This is a genomic window from Tenacibaculum crassostreae (assembly GCF_964512405.1).
In the GTDB taxonomy this organism is placed as follows: Bacteria; Bacteroidota; Bacteroidia; order Flavobacteriales; family Flavobacteriaceae; genus Polaribacter; species Polaribacter crassostreae.
Genome location: NZ_CAZELE010000003.1, coordinates 441,365 through 457,205, shown reverse-complemented (window position 1 = coordinate 457,205; position 15,841 = coordinate 441,365). Strand labels below are relative to the sequence as shown.

Annotated in this window: 18 protein-coding genes and 1 other RNA gene; 11 read left to right on the top strand and 8 right to left on the bottom strand. The window is 32.3% G+C overall.

Going from position 1 to position 15,841, the window contains the following annotated elements; genetic code table 11:
* The first annotated feature begins 210 nt into the window (after positions 1-210).
* The 8 genes from murQ (at position 211) to ACKTST_RS04400 (ending at position 6,884) form a co-directional block, all read left to right on the top strand.
* Positions 211-1,026, top strand: a complete 816-nt coding sequence (gene murQ, locus ACKTST_RS04435) for an N-acetylmuramic acid 6-phosphate etherase (RefSeq protein WP_408046525.1) — start codon at positions 211-213, stop codon at positions 1,024-1,026.
* Positions 1,019-1,261, top strand: coding sequence for a DUF6095 family protein (locus tag ACKTST_RS04430; protein WP_408046524.1), 243 nt, complete (start codon positions 1,019-1,021; stop codon positions 1,259-1,261). The genes murQ and ACKTST_RS04430 overlap by 8 nt, the downstream gene beginning before the upstream one ends.
* Entirely contained in the window at positions 1,248-2,300 is a 1,053-nt protein-coding gene (locus ACKTST_RS04425) for an ATP-grasp domain-containing protein (protein WP_408046523.1), read from the top strand. The genes ACKTST_RS04430 and ACKTST_RS04425 overlap by 14 nt, the downstream gene beginning before the upstream one ends.
* A gap of 90 nt (positions 2,301-2,390) precedes the next feature.
* On the top strand, positions 2,391-3,332 hold the full coding sequence (locus ACKTST_RS04420; protein ID WP_408046522.1) for a hypothetical protein: 942 nt from the start codon (positions 2,391-2,393) through the stop codon (positions 3,330-3,332).
* Between the two features lie 44 nt (positions 3,333-3,376).
* A complete protein-coding gene (locus tag ACKTST_RS04415) occupies positions 3,377-4,129 on the top strand; it encodes a hypothetical protein (protein WP_408046521.1) in 753 nt (250 codons plus the stop codon).
* Between the two features lie 16 nt (positions 4,130-4,145).
* On the top strand, positions 4,146-4,763 hold the full coding sequence (locus ACKTST_RS04410) for a hypothetical protein (RefSeq protein WP_408046520.1): 618 nt from the start codon (positions 4,146-4,148) through the stop codon (positions 4,761-4,763).
* Positions 4,764-4,782: 19 nt separating this feature from the next.
* A complete protein-coding gene (locus ACKTST_RS04405) occupies positions 4,783-5,706 on the top strand; it encodes a hypothetical protein (protein ID WP_408046519.1) in 924 nt (307 codons plus the stop codon).
* Entirely contained in the window at positions 5,706-6,884 is a 1,179-nt protein-coding gene (locus ACKTST_RS04400) for a gliding motility-associated C-terminal domain-containing protein (protein ID WP_408046518.1), read from the top strand. Before ACKTST_RS04405 ends, ACKTST_RS04400 begins: the two co-directional genes overlap by 1 nt.
* Here ACKTST_RS04400 and ACKTST_RS04395 read toward each other — a convergent pair whose 3' ends face one another.
* Positions 6,885-7,379, bottom strand: coding sequence for a DinB family protein (locus tag ACKTST_RS04395; RefSeq protein ID WP_408046517.1), 495 nt, complete (start codon positions 7,377-7,379; stop codon positions 6,885-6,887).
* 238 nt (positions 7,380-7,617) lie between these two features.
* Here ACKTST_RS04395 and ACKTST_RS04390 point away from each other — a divergent pair, with 238 nt between their 5' ends.
* Positions 7,618-8,319: a hypothetical protein gene (locus ACKTST_RS04390; protein ID WP_408046516.1), complete on the top strand. Its 702-nt coding sequence runs from the start codon at positions 7,618-7,620 to the stop codon at positions 8,317-8,319.
* Positions 8,320-8,377: 58 nt separating this feature from the next.
* On the opposite strand, the gene rny is transcribed toward ACKTST_RS04390, so the two are convergent.
* The 4 genes from rny to ACKTST_RS04370 form a co-directional block, all read right to left on the bottom strand.
* Positions 8,378-9,943, bottom strand: coding sequence for a ribonuclease Y (rny, locus tag ACKTST_RS04385; protein ID WP_408046515.1), 1,566 nt, complete (start codon positions 9,941-9,943; stop codon positions 8,378-8,380).
* A gap of 49 nt (positions 9,944-9,992) precedes the next feature.
* Positions 9,993-10,100, bottom strand: a non-coding RNA gene (gene ssrS, locus ACKTST_RS04380) — 6S RNA.
* A gap of 59 nt (positions 10,101-10,159) precedes the next feature.
* Positions 10,160-10,447: a cell division protein ZapA gene (locus ACKTST_RS04375; RefSeq protein ID WP_408046514.1), complete on the bottom strand. Its 288-nt coding sequence runs from the start codon at positions 10,445-10,447 to the stop codon at positions 10,160-10,162.
* A gap of 15 nt (positions 10,448-10,462) precedes the next feature.
* Complete coding sequence (locus ACKTST_RS04370; RefSeq protein WP_408046513.1) at positions 10,463-10,753, bottom strand: hypothetical protein; 291 nt, start codon at positions 10,751-10,753, stop codon at positions 10,463-10,465.
* A gap of 148 nt (positions 10,754-10,901) precedes the next feature.
* Between ACKTST_RS04370 and ACKTST_RS04365 the strand changes: the two genes are divergently transcribed.
* Positions 10,902-12,599: a M23 family metallopeptidase gene (locus tag ACKTST_RS04365; protein WP_408046512.1), complete on the top strand. Its 1,698-nt coding sequence runs from the start codon at positions 10,902-10,904 to the stop codon at positions 12,597-12,599.
* The gene (locus ACKTST_RS04360; protein WP_408046511.1) at positions 12,599-12,961 is read left to right on the top strand and encodes a DUF2200 domain-containing protein; all 363 of its coding nucleotides are present in this window, start codon (positions 12,599-12,601) and stop codon (positions 12,959-12,961) included. Before ACKTST_RS04365 ends, ACKTST_RS04360 begins: the two co-directional genes overlap by 1 nt.
* A gap of 151 nt (positions 12,962-13,112) precedes the next feature.
* Here the strand turns inward: ACKTST_RS04360 and lgt are convergent, their stop codons facing one another.
* The 3 genes from lgt to cysS all read right to left on the bottom strand — a co-directional run bounded on the left by lgt (position 13,113) and on the right by cysS (position 15,777).
* Entirely contained in the window at positions 13,113-13,973 is an 861-nt protein-coding gene (lgt, locus tag ACKTST_RS04355) for a prolipoprotein diacylglyceryl transferase (RefSeq protein ID WP_408046510.1), read from the bottom strand.
* A gap of 82 nt (positions 13,974-14,055) precedes the next feature.
* Positions 14,056-14,295: a membrane protein insertion efficiency factor YidD gene (gene yidD, locus ACKTST_RS04350; RefSeq protein ID WP_408046509.1), complete on the bottom strand. Its 240-nt coding sequence runs from the start codon at positions 14,293-14,295 to the stop codon at positions 14,056-14,058.
* On the bottom strand, positions 14,296-15,777 hold the full coding sequence (cysS, locus tag ACKTST_RS04345) for a cysteine--tRNA ligase (protein ID WP_408046508.1): 1,482 nt from the start codon (positions 15,775-15,777) through the stop codon (positions 14,296-14,298).
* Positions 15,778-15,841: the final 64 nt, after the last annotated feature.

Here is a 15,841-nt window from a genome sequence, read left to right as displayed (position 1 = left end):
TTCGTTTTTAGCTTATAAAATTCAAAAGCAGGTGAGAAATCACCTGCTTTTTTGTTTAAAATAAGTAAACCAAACAAATTATTAAACAATATCCTCCCTGAATATCATAAGTCTCTCCTGATAAACAGCTCTGACATTAATTAAGACACAAACAATTTATAATAGTCACATTCTCGTTTTATACAACTTATAAATTAGTAAATTTGAAACATGAAGTTTACCAAAACAACCGAACAAGATTCCAAATACAATAACTTAGAAAAAATGAGTATTTCTGAGTTGTTATCTAACATTAATAACGAAGACAAAACAGTTCCTTTAGCTGTAGAAAAAGCACTTCCTCAAATAGAAAAACTTACCCAACAAATTGTTTTAAAACTAAAAGAAGGTGGACGATTATTTTATATGGGAGCAGGAACTAGCGGTCGTTTAGGTATTGTTGATGCAAGTGAGTGCCCTCCTACTTTTGGTGTTCCGCATGAATTGGTTGTTGGACTTATTGCTGGCGGAGATTCAGCAATTAGAAAGGCTGTTGAGTTTGCGGAAGATTCGACCTTACAAGGTTGGGAAGATTTACAAGAGCAAAACATCTCATCCAAAGATGTTATAATTGGTATCGCTGCTTCAGGTACTACACCTTATGTTATTGCTGCTTTAGAAAAGTGCAATCAAAACAATATTATAACTGGCTGTATAACTTGTAATGAAGGAAGTCCATTAGCTTTAACAGCGCAATTTCCTATTGAAGTTGTTGTAGGGCCAGAGTTTGTTACAGGTAGCTCACGAATGAAAGCTGGTACTGCTCAAAAATTGGTACTTAACATGCTATCAACTGTAAGTATGATTCAATTAGGTAAAGTAAAAGGAAATAAAATGGTTGATATGCAACTATCTAACAATAAATTGGTAGATAGAGGTGAAAAAATGTTAGTTAGCGAGTTAAACATCGACCAAAATACCGCTGCCAAATTATTAAAAAAGTACGGAAGTGTTCGTGAAGCCATTAAAAACTATAAAAATGACTAAACCTGTAACTTTTGAAAAAGGAGTAAAAAAACTCTTAATATTCTTAGGATTATTAATCGCTTCTCCTCTAGTTTTAAGTGTTGCTTTTAAAGCTTTAAGAATATTTAAAGAAGCTCCTAAAGTTTTTTTCGCTTATGGGCTGTTAGCTATAGGAGTTATACTCGTACTTTTTACTGTATATTTCGGTTTTAAAACGTTTAAAACTTTATTAGATTTCCTTTTTGAAAAAAAATAATACCATACAAAAAATCACAAACTGGGAGCATTGGCCCTCAGCGATGTTTTATGTTCCGAATATACCATATGCTTTTTATTTAGCACTACGAGCTAAACATTTAGCTTTTTTTAGCGCTGCAAATCCATGTATAAAAAGCTCAGGAAACGGAACAGAAAGTAAATATGAAACTATTTTATTGGTTCCTGAAAAACATCGACCAAAATCGGTTTTAGTAAAACCTAATGACGATTTTAACGAGGTGCTATCTAAAATTCAAGAACAGCAAATCAGTTTCCCATTAATTGCAAAACCTGATATTGGTTTTAGAGGCTTGTTGGTAAAAAAAATAGCTTCTAAAAATGAGTTGAAAAATTATTTAGAAAGATACCCTATCGATATTATCATTCAAGAGTTTTTAGATTATGAGAATGAATGTGGTGTTTTTTATCACAGAAATCCGAATAGTAATACTGGTAAAATTTCCTCTCTAACCTTAAAACGGTTTTTATCTGTTGTAGGTGACGGAAAATCAACTCTTAAAGAATTGATTTTAAAAGATGAAAGAGCCAGTTTGTATATTGATTTATTTAGTGAAATTCATAAAGAAAAAATGAATTCAATTCCGAAGAATGAAGAAACAATAAAACTTACAGCCATTGGAAATCATTCAAAAGGAACTCAATTTATAAATGGTAATCACCTAATCAGCAATAAGTTAATCAACACTTTTGATAAATTAAGTAAAGATATTCCTGGTTGGTACTACGGAAGAGTGGATATAAAGTATAATACCTTTGAAGAATTAGAAAACGGAAGTGATTTTAAAGTATTAGAAATAAACGGAATAATTGCTGAACCTACCCACATTTACGATGCAGAAAATTACACGTATTTAGAAGCTTTGAAAGCTATAAGAACTCACTGGAAATCATTATATAATATAGCAACAGAAAACCATACTGTATTTAATACGCCGTATAAAAACTCATTAAGCTTTTTAAACGAAATAGTTTTATTAAAAAAATACACTAAACGAATAAAAAAACTAAGCCAGTAGTATAAATCTAGGCTGTATTATTTTTTTTTATATATTAGCAACTAGATATTTATATCTAAAGAAACCAAAACGAACTTAGTCCCCCTCTGAATGAAAAGAAAACTACTATTACTACTTTTCTTACTTTCTTTCACTACTATTTCCTTTACTCAGGTAAAAGTTGGGGATAATCCTTCGTCTATACATACAAGTTCAATTTTAGAATTAGAAAGCTCTGATAAGGTTTTAGTTATTAGTAGAATGACTAATGCTCAGATGAATACTGTTCAACCACTTCGTGGTGCTTTAGCATTTAACACAGATCAAAACTGTGTTTTTATGTATGATGGTAATGTTTGGAGAAGTTTATGTAATACCGGTGCAGGTATAAATGTAACCACATCAGCAACAGCACCAACCATAAATAATTTAGGTGATTTCTGGATTAACGACACACAAAACAACGCTACCTATATTTGGGATGGCACTAGTTGGATTTCTATAGACAATAACCCTAGAAGAGGTAATGGCGCACCTACGTCAACTACTGCCCCTAACCCTACTTCAGGTGATGTATATGTAGATAGTTCAACAGGAAATATCTATGCGTATGATGGTACTACATGGGTAAACTCAAACACTACTCCAACTGCCAACAATGGTTTGTTAATTAATGCTGGTAATACCATACAACTTGGTGGTGCTTTAATTCAGCCAACAATAATTAGTACAGATATTACAAACACATTAGCAATAACAGGTTTACAAAATGGAGACACAGCTACTGATGATATTGTAACAGTAGATAGAACCACTGGTGTTTTAAAAAGAACCTCAGCTTCTAACTTGTTAAGAGAAGAAGTTACTGAAATTATTGCAACAGACAACCAAGTTACTTTTAGTGGCTTAACATTATATACAACCGACAAAATAAATGTATATAGAAATGGTGTACGTATTGATTTTACCATAATTAATCCTACCACCATAGAGATAGAATCTGCAGCTACATGCTATGCAGGTGATGAAATAAGAATAGTTCAACTTTATTAATAATCCTCAATTTTCAAATTTTAAAAACAATTAATTATCAAATTATGAAAACAATTACAAACAAATTTAAATTAGCACTCTTTGCTGTTGGTTTATTTTCCATTGGAACTGTAAATGCACAAACAACACCAGCAAATTCTGGTACAGCTAACACAACGCAAGCTAATTCAGCTGGACCTTCTATTAGATTAATAGATAATAAGGGTACGATAAAGTACATACAATCTAACAATGGTATCACTACAATCACATCAACTGATTCTGGTAACAGAACTACTACAACTTGGCAATTAGGTGGTACTTTGGTTGAAAATACTTATATTACAGCTGGGACCGGGACTGAGTTCGCTTTAAACGGTCTTGAATTATTAGACGGTACAGCTGTTGCCTCTACAAACTCACAGGATCGTGGTGCTCATGATGATGGATTAGGTGCTACTGGTTATACAGTATTACTTAGAGATGAAGCTACAGGAGCTGTAAAAAAAATGCAATTATCAGACTTACTAGAAGTACAAGGAGGTCAAGAAGAATTTTTAGGTGAAGAAACTACAGCAGCTGCAGGTAGAATTCTTATTGCTACTGCTACAGATATACCAGGTACACCTTTAGGTTTAAACGCTGGAAAAGTGAGTGTATATAGAAATGGAGCAAAATTAAGAGCTGGGTTTGATTATACAATAACAGATGGAGCTACTTTATCTCAATTAACTTTAACTAATAGAAGTGCAGAAGCTAGTCCTAATGATTGGACTTTATATAACGATGATCTTATTGAAGTACATTGGATTAAATAGTATTATAAATACTTTAATGTATAAAAACATTAAACATATAAAATTATTTATACTAACTTTAGCATTGGTACTTTTTTCTATAAGTACCAATGCTCAAGAAGTTAGGGTTATTGATAATAAAGGAACTATTCAAAACATTAAAAGCAACACTGTAAACACATCAACAAGTGCTTCTGAAAGCACACCAGCAACGTTTACTTTTCCTGCTGGTTACACAGCTATTGAAAACGATACTTTTATATACAAACCTACTACAGGTGAAAAAGTATATTATATTTATGATGGCACTGAATGGAATATGATAGCACCAACCAAAGCCGCTAGAGTATTCTATCCTCCATCAATCGCTATAGATGCTTCTTCAACAGGTACAGGTAGAACTATTAATTTATACAGTTCTTATTTTAGTCAATTCAACGGGCCATTAATTAGATCTGATATTGGTGGAGCTAATGAAGCACCTGCTTCAATACCTACTTATGCTGCTAATGAATTATATTACTATGTTACAGATTATGATACTAGTATATTAACCATTAATAGTATTGATAGTAGTGGATTAATGACATATAGCGTTGACGCTATACCTACCGATGACAACACTATTATTAATGTAGTATTTGTTGTAAAGTAATATTCAAAAAAGAAAGCTTATGAGGTTTTTAAAAACATATTTTTTTTTCTTTTTTGTATTTTCTCTTACAAGTATTTTTTCTCAATCTTTAGGTGATTTTAGATCAGTAAATGATGGTCTTTGGACTAACCCAGCTAGTTGGGAATATTTTAATGGATCAACGTGGGTATCTCCTCCGGCTAATACTAATTATCCTGGTGACGGAGTAGTAACTGCTAATGATGTTGTTATTGCTAATGGAACAAATATTTCATTGGGTTCAAATATAGCTGGAGCAATAAATTCAGTAACTATTGGAGATGAAACAGGTACTGCTGTAATTGAAACTTTAACTATAACTAATACGTCATTTTTAAATACTACAAATTTTACTATTGCATATGATGGGCTGTTATTTTTTAGTGCCAACAAAACATTCTCTCTTCCAGCAGGAACAAATTTTATTGTAGAAAGTCCTAATCCTGATGGTCTAGTTCTAGGAACTGATCATGGTCTTTATACTCAATATGCTAGTTGCAGTGCTTCAAAAACTATTAAAATAGGTTCATCTGAATACGCTACATGTAATGGTGGAGGTGGTGGATCTAGTGGTAATGAAACGTTTGATCAAGTAAATAACTCCGGTGGTAATTTAACTGTGTCTCCAACCTATACTGCTCCTCCTTGTATAAATCAAACACTAAACTTATTTGCAAACCCTGGAGGTACAGAACATGATGCCTCAACAACTTTTAGCTGGACAGTAACACCTCCTGTTGGAGCAGTATATATGCTTTCTGGAGAAAACCCTACAGATACACCAACAACAACTGGAATTTATATATATGAAGTTACCGCTACTAGTGGTTCTATATCAAATACAAACTCAGTATCAGTAGAAATTATTTCTTGTAACAAAACAGTAATTACCAATCGCCGTATAACCTATAGAGTAAAAAAATAATGAAGTATAAAAAATACATATCATTTATTTTTGTTATAAGCAGTACTATTAGTATTGCTCAAAATGCTTTTTACAATACTGGAAATGTACAGTTACACACTGGTGCTCAAATAGGTTTCCATACCGATGTTATTAATGATGGAGTTCTTGATAACTATGTTGGTTTTGCTGGTTTTTATGCTGATAATGAAACACGCATCATTTCTGGAACTAATAGAATTGCCTTTTTCAATGTAGAGATAGATGCACTCCAAAATTTAGAATTACAAAATTCATTAGGGGTTCGTAATCAGTTAGATTTTATTAACGGACAAGTGATCACACCAAGAAACAACACCAGTATTAGTTTAGACTTTATAAATCATGATATATACGCTGGTGAAGATAACGATCGTCATGTAAACGGATATGCATCTATAAAATTTGGAACTAGAAATAGTAATTTTACTTTTCCAATCGGTGATGGCACTATGCTTCGCCCAATGAGTGTCCCAAATGCTAATAAATTCTACTTATTTAATGGCGCTTATTTCTATGAAGATCCGAATACTCCTTCTACTTTCACCGCTAGCTTTTTAACCGATCAAAAGCAAGCTATTATTGAAAATATAAGTAATTTAGAGTTTTGGGATTTAGATGGCAATAATGAAACTCGAGTTACATTAACATGGAATTCACGCAGTGATATTACTACTTTAGCGAATAACATCTCACAACTTATAGTGGTAGGTTGGAGTAAAATTGATAACCAATGGGTTAATTTAGATGTTTTAGAAGTTACTGGTAATTTGTCTGAAGGAACCATTACTTCAGCTGCATTTGTCCCTAACAATTATGAAGTAATCACTATTGGTTCTTTATTAAGTGATGAAGTTGATTCTGGCAATAACAACAACATCTTAATTTCTCCAAACGGAGATAACTTAAACGATGTTTTAATCTTTGATGAAGTAAACGAATTTGCTCATAACAAACTAACTATTTACAATCGATGGGGAAATATTGTCTATACTACAGAAGATTATAGAAACGATTGGGATGGAACTTCTAACGGTAGAGCAATATTTAACAAACAAGAAAAATTACCCTCTGCTACTTATTTCTATTACCTTGAGTTAGCTGACGAGCCTAACACATACCAAAAACTTAAAAAAGGTTGGGTATATATTACCCGATAACTATTCTGCTAACTCTTTTTTAGGTGTTGTTGGGTTGTATCCAAAATCAGCATCAGGCAACTCTATTCCTAATTGATTAATAATAAAACCGATACTTGCAAAATGATGTATTGCATGACTGTGCGCTTGTATCAATGCACTACCTAGCGTATAATTTGTAGTTACTTTGCCCGTACCTAAATCATCAGTAACCGCTATAATTGTATCAAAATCTTGTGTAGATAAACAATGCAATTGATCAATAACCTTGTTAAAATAATCAATACCAAATTTGGTTTGTTCTTCTGCTAATAGATTTCGCTCTCTATCAGAAAAATCAACACATTTTCTATCCAATCCATTAAAAACACAAGCAAAAACATCTAAGATATGTCGCATATTAGCTCCTATGCTCGAATAATAAGGGGGAATAGTTGTATCGCTATACTGTTCGTCGCTAATTGCTTCTAATAATTTAATTCCTCGCTGTAAATTTTTCTCAATAGCTTCTACCATTCGTTTATATAAGTTTTCAAGTATGTCGTATAAATATAGAACTTTTTACGCTGGAAATAAATTATTTTTCAACACAAACATAACCAACTAAATATCAATACAGTACCCCTTCAATTTTCTGCAAAAAATATTTTCAAAATCTTAAACATTATTTTTTTGGCACGCTCTTTGAAAATTAGACTACAAACGCGGAAGCTGAAAAGCATATAGAGTAAGCATAACCCTAAAATTAGCAATTATGAGAACAGGGATACTATTATTATTAGCAATGATGTCGTTAACCACAGTAAGTGCCGATAACATTGAAAAATCAACTAGCAAAATTGGGGTTACTAGTCGTTACAACGACGCTGTTACCTTTGTTGAAAGAGGAATTCAATTCCATGTATTTTTAAATGGAGATTTCGATTTTAACACGCATTACGATAGATTCTCAGATTATGGCGTACGAATAAATCGTGACCGTAGAGGTAGAATTAGAAGTATTGGAAACGTTTACATTAACTACGATGTAAGAGGAAATGTTACACGAATTGGTAGTGTGTTTATGAAATACAAATTCGGTAATTTATTTAAAGTAGGAAACTTACGTATTAAATACGACAGATGGGGAAATCCTATCTACAGAGGCTTTGTAAAACCAGGAAACCGTCATTATGATGATTACTATTATGAAGATGATAGCTGCGGAATTGATATTGACATAAACATTGGTGATATTTTTGATTATGATGATGTTTATTTCTACAGAAAAGATTTTGGAAGAAACTATCGTCAATATAGAGAAGATAACGATTTCTTTTACTACAGAGCTTTACCAAATGCTAAAATAGGTAAGAAAAGTAAAGTTATTAAAAGACGTAAAAACAAAGCTTACAAAAAGAAATACTACAAAAAAGGTAAGCCTGAACAAGTAGGAAGATCTAGAAGAAATAATTAAAAAGAAAATCCCTCATCAAAATGATGAGGGATTTTTTATTTGATAACATTAAATATGTTTACTTGGCAACGTTAACTGCTCTCGTTTCACGGATAACAGTAACTTTAACTTGACCTGGATACGTCATATCATTCTGAATTTTTTGAGAAATATTGAATGATAATTCAGCAGCTTTGGTATCATTTACTTTAGCACTTTCTACCATAACTCTTAACTCACGTCCTGCTTGAATAGCATATGCTTTTTGTACACCTGTAAATCCAAAAGCTATATCTTCTAAATCTTTTAAACGTTGAATGTACGAATCTAATACTTGACGACGAGCTCCTGGTCTTGCTCCTGAAATTGCATCACACACCTGAACAATTGGTGCTATTAAAGTCTTCATTTCAATTTCATCGTGGTGAGCACCAATAGCATTACATACATCTGGTTTTTCTCCGTATTTTTCTGCCCATTGCATACCTAGCAATGCGTGAGGTAATTCACTTTCTGTTTCAGGAACTTTACCTATATCGTGTAATAAACCTGCACGTTTAGCTGCTTTTGCGTTTAAACCCATTTCTGCAGCCATAATACCACATAAATTTGCTACTTCACGCGAGTGTTGTAATAAGTTTTGACCGTAAGAAGAACGGTACTTCATACGTCCAACCGTTTTGATTAATTCAGGATGTAAACCGTGAATTCCCAAATCGATAACTGTACGTTTACCAACCTCAATAATTTCTTGAGTGATTTGCTTTTCAGTCTTTTTAACAACCTCTTCAATTCGTGCTGGGTGAATTCTTCCGTCTGTAACCAATTTATGCATCGATAAACGAGCAATTTCTCTACGAATAGGGTCGAAACAAGATAAAATAATAGCTTCAGGAGTATCATCAACAATAATTTCAACGCCTGTAGCAGCTTCTAAAGCACGAATATTACGTCCTTCACGACCAATAATTCTACCTTTAACATCGTCAGATTCTAAGTTAAATACCGAGACACAATTTTCAACAGCTTGCTCTACTCCTACTCTTTGAATTGTGTTTAACACAACTTTACGAGCTTCTTGTTGCGCCGTCATTTTAGCTTCTTCTACTGTATCTTGAATAAACGACATTGCATCTGCTTTAGCTTCATCTTTTAATGACGCCACTAATTCGGTTTTAGCTTCATCTGCCGATAAACCAGAAATTTGCTCAAGCATATCTACATGACGCTTGTGCATTTTTTCAATTTCAGACTCTTTCTTCTCTAAAAACTCTAGTTTATAATCAAAATCAGCTTCTTTAGTTTCTAATTGCTTATTAAGCTTTTTTGTTTTATCTAATTCAGATGATACTTGACTTTCTTTATCTCTAATTCTTTTTTCTACATCAGAAACCTTTTTCTCTCTCGATAAAATTACCTTTTCGTGTTCTGATTTAAGCTCTATAAACTTTTCTTTTGCTTGTAATATTTTATCTTTTTTAATTGCTTCAGCTTCTACTTTAGCTTCTTTAATAATACTACTAGCTTCTTTTTTAGTTTCTTGTATTAATTTATTTGCATTAGATTTCTCTAACATCTTAGCAATAAGAAAACCTATTGCTATACCTATAATTCCTGCTAAAACAGGAAATAATATTCCCTCCATAATTTTAAGTTGATTGTATAAAAAAAGCCTACATTAATAGGGTTATCATAAACTCCAAAAAACAAGTTTAGGATTAACTGGTTGCTCAAGGATCCGAGGTAAAATCGGCATGCTTTACTAACCACGACTCATCCTTTATAATTGAATAACGTTGAGTTTAACAAACGATGTACTAATGTAGGCAGTATGTTTAAATATTATATTTTAAAGAACGTGTTATAAATGATTTTCTAGCAAGTTAGCCAATTCATTTATTTTTTGCAACACTTCGGTATTTTCTTTAGTATTTTTTAACGATACTATTTCAGCTTTTGATGCAAATTGCAATGCACACATTGCTAATACATCTTGTTTATCTGCTACCGCATAATTTTGTTCAAACTTGGCTATTAATTCGTTAATATTTTTTGCTGCTTTACGCATCCCTTCTTCTTCATCGGTACTACTTACACTTAACGGGTAGGTTCTTCCAGCAATTACAACATTAACTTTTATTTTAGCCATGTAAAGAACTTCTTTTTATGAGTTTAAGAGGGTGATGCATTTATCAATCTCTCTAACTAAAGCGTTTATTTTGAGTTTTGTTTCTCTTGTATTCTCGTTACTGCCTTCTATAGTTTTGGCTACCTTTAGCAAATTATATTCTTTTTGCTGATTTTCGAGCTCTTTCTCTTTTTGTTGTAATAAAACCTGTAACTCCGCATTGTTTTGAAGTAAAACCTGATTTTCTTCTTTCAAAAATTCATAATTTGAAAGTAACTTTTTTAGGGTATCTTCCAGTAAATGAATTGCTTCTAAAGGGTTACTCATTTATTTTTGAGAATAAAACTATATTCACAAAGTTATTAATATAACTGATAATTAACAACTCTTTTACTATTTTTTACCAACTAACTGTTTTTTAAGCCTTTAATAGGTTGGCATAATTTTAGTATTTTTGTTTGAAAACTATGGTATTTTGAAGCTTTATTTTTCACTTTTTTTACTAATTATTACATCTGCTGTTACAGCCCAAAAACAGTATCCTAAAAATTATTTTTCTAATCCAATGAGAATTCCTGTGGTTTTAGCAGGTACTTTTGGTGAATTACGCAGTAATCACTTTCATTCTGGAGTAGACATAAAAACGCAAGGAAAAGAAGGAGTTCCTATTTACGCTCCTGCTGATGGTTATGTTTCTCGTATAAAAGTTCAACAATACGGTTTTGGTAAAGCTTTATATATAAATCACCCAAACGGATATACAACTGTTTATGGACACTTAAAAAGGTTTGAACCTACAATTCAGCAATATGTAAAAGATATACAGTATAAAAAAGAAAATTACAATACTGGTAACCTTTTTCCTACACCAGATAAGTTTCCTGTAAAAAAAGGACAACTTGTTGCTTATTCGGGTGATACTGGTGGTTCGGGAGGACCACATTTACACTACGAAATTAGAGATACAAAAACCGAGCATATTATAAACCCTATGCATTTTGGTTTAATTGCCGAGGACACCAAGTCGCCAACAATTCAAAAATTAATGGTGTATCCAATAACTGATGATGCTCGTGTAAATAATTCGTCTATAAATTCCGTGATCTCTTTTAAAAATACAGGAAATGGTAATTATGTTGCTGAAAAAATTACCGCTAGCGGAACCATTGGTTTCGGAGTTAGTGTTTTTGATCGTTTAAATGGAGCTTTAAATAAAAACGGAATTTATAGCTTAGAAATGCAAGTAAATGGAAAGCGTGTATACTATCACGATGTTGAAACTTTTTCATTTGCAGAAAGTAAATACATTAACCTTTTAATTGATTATAAACATTATAAAAAGTTTAGAAACAGACTTCAGAAAACACATAAAGTAGATGCTAACAAACTTAGCCTGTACAAAGATTTAATTAACAATGGTAAAGTACAAATAGAAAACGGAGCTAATTATAATATTGAAATTATAGCCAAAGACTTCAATCATAACACTTCTAAAATTAGAATTCCTGTACAAGGAGTTGAAAGCAACTTAGTATTTAAAGAAAAAGACACTACTAATTACAAAATAATAGCAGCTAACTTTAACAAATACACGCAAAAAAATATTACAATAGCCTTTCCAAAAAACACATTTTACGAAGATTGTTTTATTGATTTTAAAGTTAAAAACGGAAATGCAATAATCCATAATCCAACAATTCCGTTAGACAAAAGGTATACACTTACTTTTGAAACCTCTTTTTTAACTGAAGAGCAAAAGCAGCATGTATATATTGCTAATGTTACCAATTCAAAATATCCAAGATACACTTCTACCAAAAAGAAAATCGACAAAGTATATACAACAACAAAGCTTTTAGGAACCTATTCTTTACGTTTTGATAGTAAAAAACCGACAATTCAACTATACAACTTCAATAACAATCAATGGATTTCTAAAAACAAAACCCTAAAGGTTAAAATTAGAGACACCGAAAGTGGTATAAAAAATTATCGTGCTTCTATTGATGGTAAATGGATTTTAATGGAATACAACCATAAAAAAGGAATTCTTACCTATGATTTTAACGATTTAGAATTACAAGGGAGTAAGCACCTTTTTAAACTTATTGTTTCTGATAATGTTGGTAACACCGAAACTATTTCTACAACTTTTTTTAGAAAATTGAACTAATGAAAACCACACCTAAACAAGATCAACGAATAGCAACTATGACATTTGCTTCTGTATATCCGCATTATGTTACAAAAGTTGAAAAGAAAGGCAGAACAAAAGAAGAACTACATGAAGTTATAGAGTGGTTAACCTGTTTTGGTTCTAAAAAACTAGGTGAATTAATTAATCAAAAAGTAACTTTTGAAACCTTTTTTAAAGAAGCTAACCTTAACTCGAACGCTCATTTAATAAAAGGTGTTATTTGCGGTTACAGAATTGAAGAAATTGAAACTCCGTTAACAAAACAAGTGCGTTATTTAGATAAACTTGTAGATGAATTGGCTAAAGGGCGAAAAATGGAGAAAATTCTTCGTCAGTAAAACAAAAAAGAGACTGTTATAAAAGTCGTCATTCCGAATGAAGTGAAGGAATCTTTAAAATAGCAAGTTGCTATATGTGAGATTACTTCGAAATTAAAATTTCTCGTAATGACGTTAGTTTATAACTTTTCAAACAGCTTTTTTATTGATTTTATACTGTTGCTTTCGGCTTTCTAAACATCAACCAAAAACCGATTAATACCAACGGAATACTTAATACTTGACCTGTATTTAAGGTATTAAACACCCAATCTTCTCGTCCTTCAACTTGTGCTTCTTTTAAAAACTCGATTACAAATCGTAACGACCATAACACAACCATAAACAAACCGAATAAGAAACCTGTTTGGTTCTTTTTGTCTGTTTTCCAGTAGAAATACCACAACGCAAAAAATAACACTAAATAACTAAATGCTTCGTACAGTTGAGTTGGATGACGTGGTACTGTCTCTCCTGCTCTTTTAAAGATTACTCCAAAACTACTTCCTGTTGGTTTTCCATAAATTTCAGAATTGAAAAAGTTTCCAAAACGGATAAAAAACCCTGCTAAGGCAACCATAATTCCTAATCTATCTAAAATAAACAACCAAGGTTTTTGTAAATGTTTTTTAGCATAAAAGTACATTGCAATAGGAATTGCAATTGCAGCTCCATGACTTGCAAAACCAGTAAATCCAGTAAACTTCCATCCATCTAATAAGCCAAATAAAGCAGAGGCTCCTTCTTGCTTTTTAATTGGTAAAATAATTTCTAATAAATGATTTTGGTAATAATCCCAACTATAAAAGAAAACATCACCTAAACGCATTCCTATTAACATAGAAACGAATACGTACATAAATAAAGGATCTAGTTTTTCAACTGAAATATTATCTGTAATGTAAATTTTCTTCATTAATCGAAGTCCTAATACAAACGCTGCTACAAACATTAAACTGTACCAACGAATACCAAAACCTCCGATGTTCATTATTTCTGGGTTCCAATCCCAAACTATGGATAAAAAATTCATCTATTATTATTTTAAACTGTCATTGCGAATGTAAGGAAACAATCTTTAAAAAAGCTCACCTCATTTTTCTCACTAATGACGATTATTTATTTTCTTTTTTCTCTGGAACAGGATCATACCCACTTCCTCCCCAAGGATGGCAACTAAAAATTCTTTTCAACGCTAGCCAACCTCCGTAAAACAATCCGTGTTTTTGCAAAGCTTCAAGAGTGTAGCTTGAACATGTTGGCGAGTACCTACAGGTTGCGGGTGTAAACGGTGAAATTGCAGTTTGATAAAATCGAACCAACAAGATAAACGGGTATGCTAAAATCTTCTTCAATTAACTTACTGTAAACGTTGTTCCTTCTCTACCGTCTTTTAATTGAATACCTAGGGCTAATAATCTATCACGAATTTCATCAGACAATGCCCAATTTTTATTTTCGCGAGCTTCTTTTCTCATGTTGATTAACATCTCCACTACTCCACTTAATTTATCGGAATTATTACCTTCTGATCTTTCATTCATCAATCCTAACACATCAAAAACAAACGCGTTTACAGTGTTTTTGAACACTGTTAAATCTTTTGAAGTTAAACTAGCTTTAGCTTCTTTTATTTGATTGATAACCTTAACAGCTTCAAATAAATGAGAAATTAAAATTGGCGTGTTAAAATCATCGTTCATCGCATCGTAGCAGTCTTGTTTCCATTTTTGAACATCAAAAGTAGACGTTGAACCAGCTTCAATTTTATCTAAGAAACTAACAGCTTCCATCAATTTAGTATGTCCTTTTTCGGCAGCTATTAATGCTTCTCCTGAAAAATCTAAAATGCTTCGGTAATTCGCTTGCATATTGAAAAAACGAACCACGCTTGCCGAAAATGCTTTTCCTAAAATGTCATTTTCTCCTGTTAAAATTTCATTTGGAAGAATGTAGTTCCCTGTTGATTTAGCCATTTTTTGACTGTTCAACAACAACATATTGGTGTGCATCCAATAATTAACAGGCGTAATTCCGCTACAAGTTTGCGATTGTGCGATTTCACACTCGTGGTGCGGAAATTTTAAATCCATTCCTCCACCGTGAATATCAAACTGTTCTCCTAAGTACTTTGTACTCATTACAGAACACTCTAAGTGCCAACCTGGGAAACCATCACTCCAAGGTGAAGGCCAACGCATAATATGGCGCTCGTCAGCTTTTTTCCAAAGTGCAAAATCTTGCGGATTTCTCTTATCTGATTGTCCGTCTAACGCTCTGGTATTATGAATAGCATCTTCTATTTTTCTACCAGAAAGAATTCCGTAGTTACCCGTTTCGTTATATTTTAACACATCAAAATACACCGAACCGTTTACTTCATAAGCGAAACCTTTCTCCATGATTTCTTTAATCATTTCAATTTGCTCAACAATATGACCTGTTGCAGTAGGCTCGATACTTGGCGGTAAAAAATTGTAATTATTTAATACATTGTGAAAATCAACCGTGTAACGCTGAACCACTTCCATTGGTTCAATTTCTTCTAAACGTGCTTTTTTTGCAATTCTATCTTCACCTTCATCTGCATCATTTTCTAAGTGACCAGCATCGGTAATATTACGTACATAACGTACTTTATACCCCAAGTGTAATAAATAACGATACACCACATCAAAAAACATAAACGTTCTTACATTTCCTAAATGGGCGTTGCTATATACCGTAGGACCACACACATACATTCCTACGCGTCCTTCGGTTACTGGTTTAAAAAGCTCTTTAGATTTGGTTAAAGAGTTATATATTTTAAGTTGATTTTCTTTGTATAATTCCATAGTAAAAGTGACTATTTACAAACGCTAAGATAGGCACTTTATAAAGAATATAGAAATGGAATTT

Coding starts and splice junctions, on each gene's coding strand:
- ACKTST_RS04420 (WP_408046522.1), top strand. CDS start 2,391: ATGAAAAGAAAACTACTATTACTACTTTTCTTACTTTCTTTCACTACT.
- ACKTST_RS04400 (WP_408046518.1), top strand. CDS start 5,706: ATGAAGTATAAAAAATACATATCATTTATTTTTGTTATAAGCAGTACT.
- ACKTST_RS04360 (WP_408046511.1), top strand. CDS start 12,599: ATGAAAACCACACCTAAACAAGATCAACGAATAGCAACTATGACATTT.
- cysS (WP_408046508.1), bottom strand. CDS start 15,777: ATGGAATTATACAAAGAAAATCAACTTAAAATATATAACTCTTTAACC.
- ACKTST_RS04410 (WP_408046520.1), top strand. CDS start 4,146: ATGTATAAAAACATTAAACATATAAAATTATTTATACTAACTTTAGCA.
- ACKTST_RS04395 (WP_408046517.1), bottom strand. CDS start 7,379: ATGGTAGAAGCTATTGAGAAAAATTTACAGCGAGGAATTAAATTATTA.
- ACKTST_RS04430 (WP_408046524.1), top strand. CDS start 1,019: ATGACTAAACCTGTAACTTTTGAAAAAGGAGTAAAAAAACTCTTAATA.
- ACKTST_RS04390 (WP_408046516.1), top strand. CDS start 7,618: ATGAGAACAGGGATACTATTATTATTAGCAATGATGTCGTTAACCACA.
- ACKTST_RS04415 (WP_408046521.1), top strand. CDS start 3,377: ATGAAAACAATTACAAACAAATTTAAATTAGCACTCTTTGCTGTTGGT.
- lgt (WP_408046510.1), bottom strand. CDS start 13,973: ATGAATTTTTTATCCATAGTTTGGGATTGGAACCCAGAAATAATGAAC.
- ACKTST_RS04370 (WP_408046513.1), bottom strand. CDS start 10,753: ATGAGTAACCCTTTAGAAGCAATTCATTTACTGGAAGATACCCTAAAA.
- ACKTST_RS04405 (WP_408046519.1), top strand. CDS start 4,783: ATGAGGTTTTTAAAAACATATTTTTTTTTCTTTTTTGTATTTTCTCTT.
- ACKTST_RS04375 (WP_408046514.1), bottom strand. CDS start 10,447: ATGGCTAAAATAAAAGTTAATGTTGTAATTGCTGGAAGAACCTACCCG.
- murQ (WP_408046525.1), top strand. CDS start 211: ATGAAGTTTACCAAAACAACCGAACAAGATTCCAAATACAATAACTTA.
- rny (WP_408046515.1), bottom strand. CDS start 9,943: ATGGAGGGAATATTATTTCCTGTTTTAGCAGGAATTATAGGTATAGCA.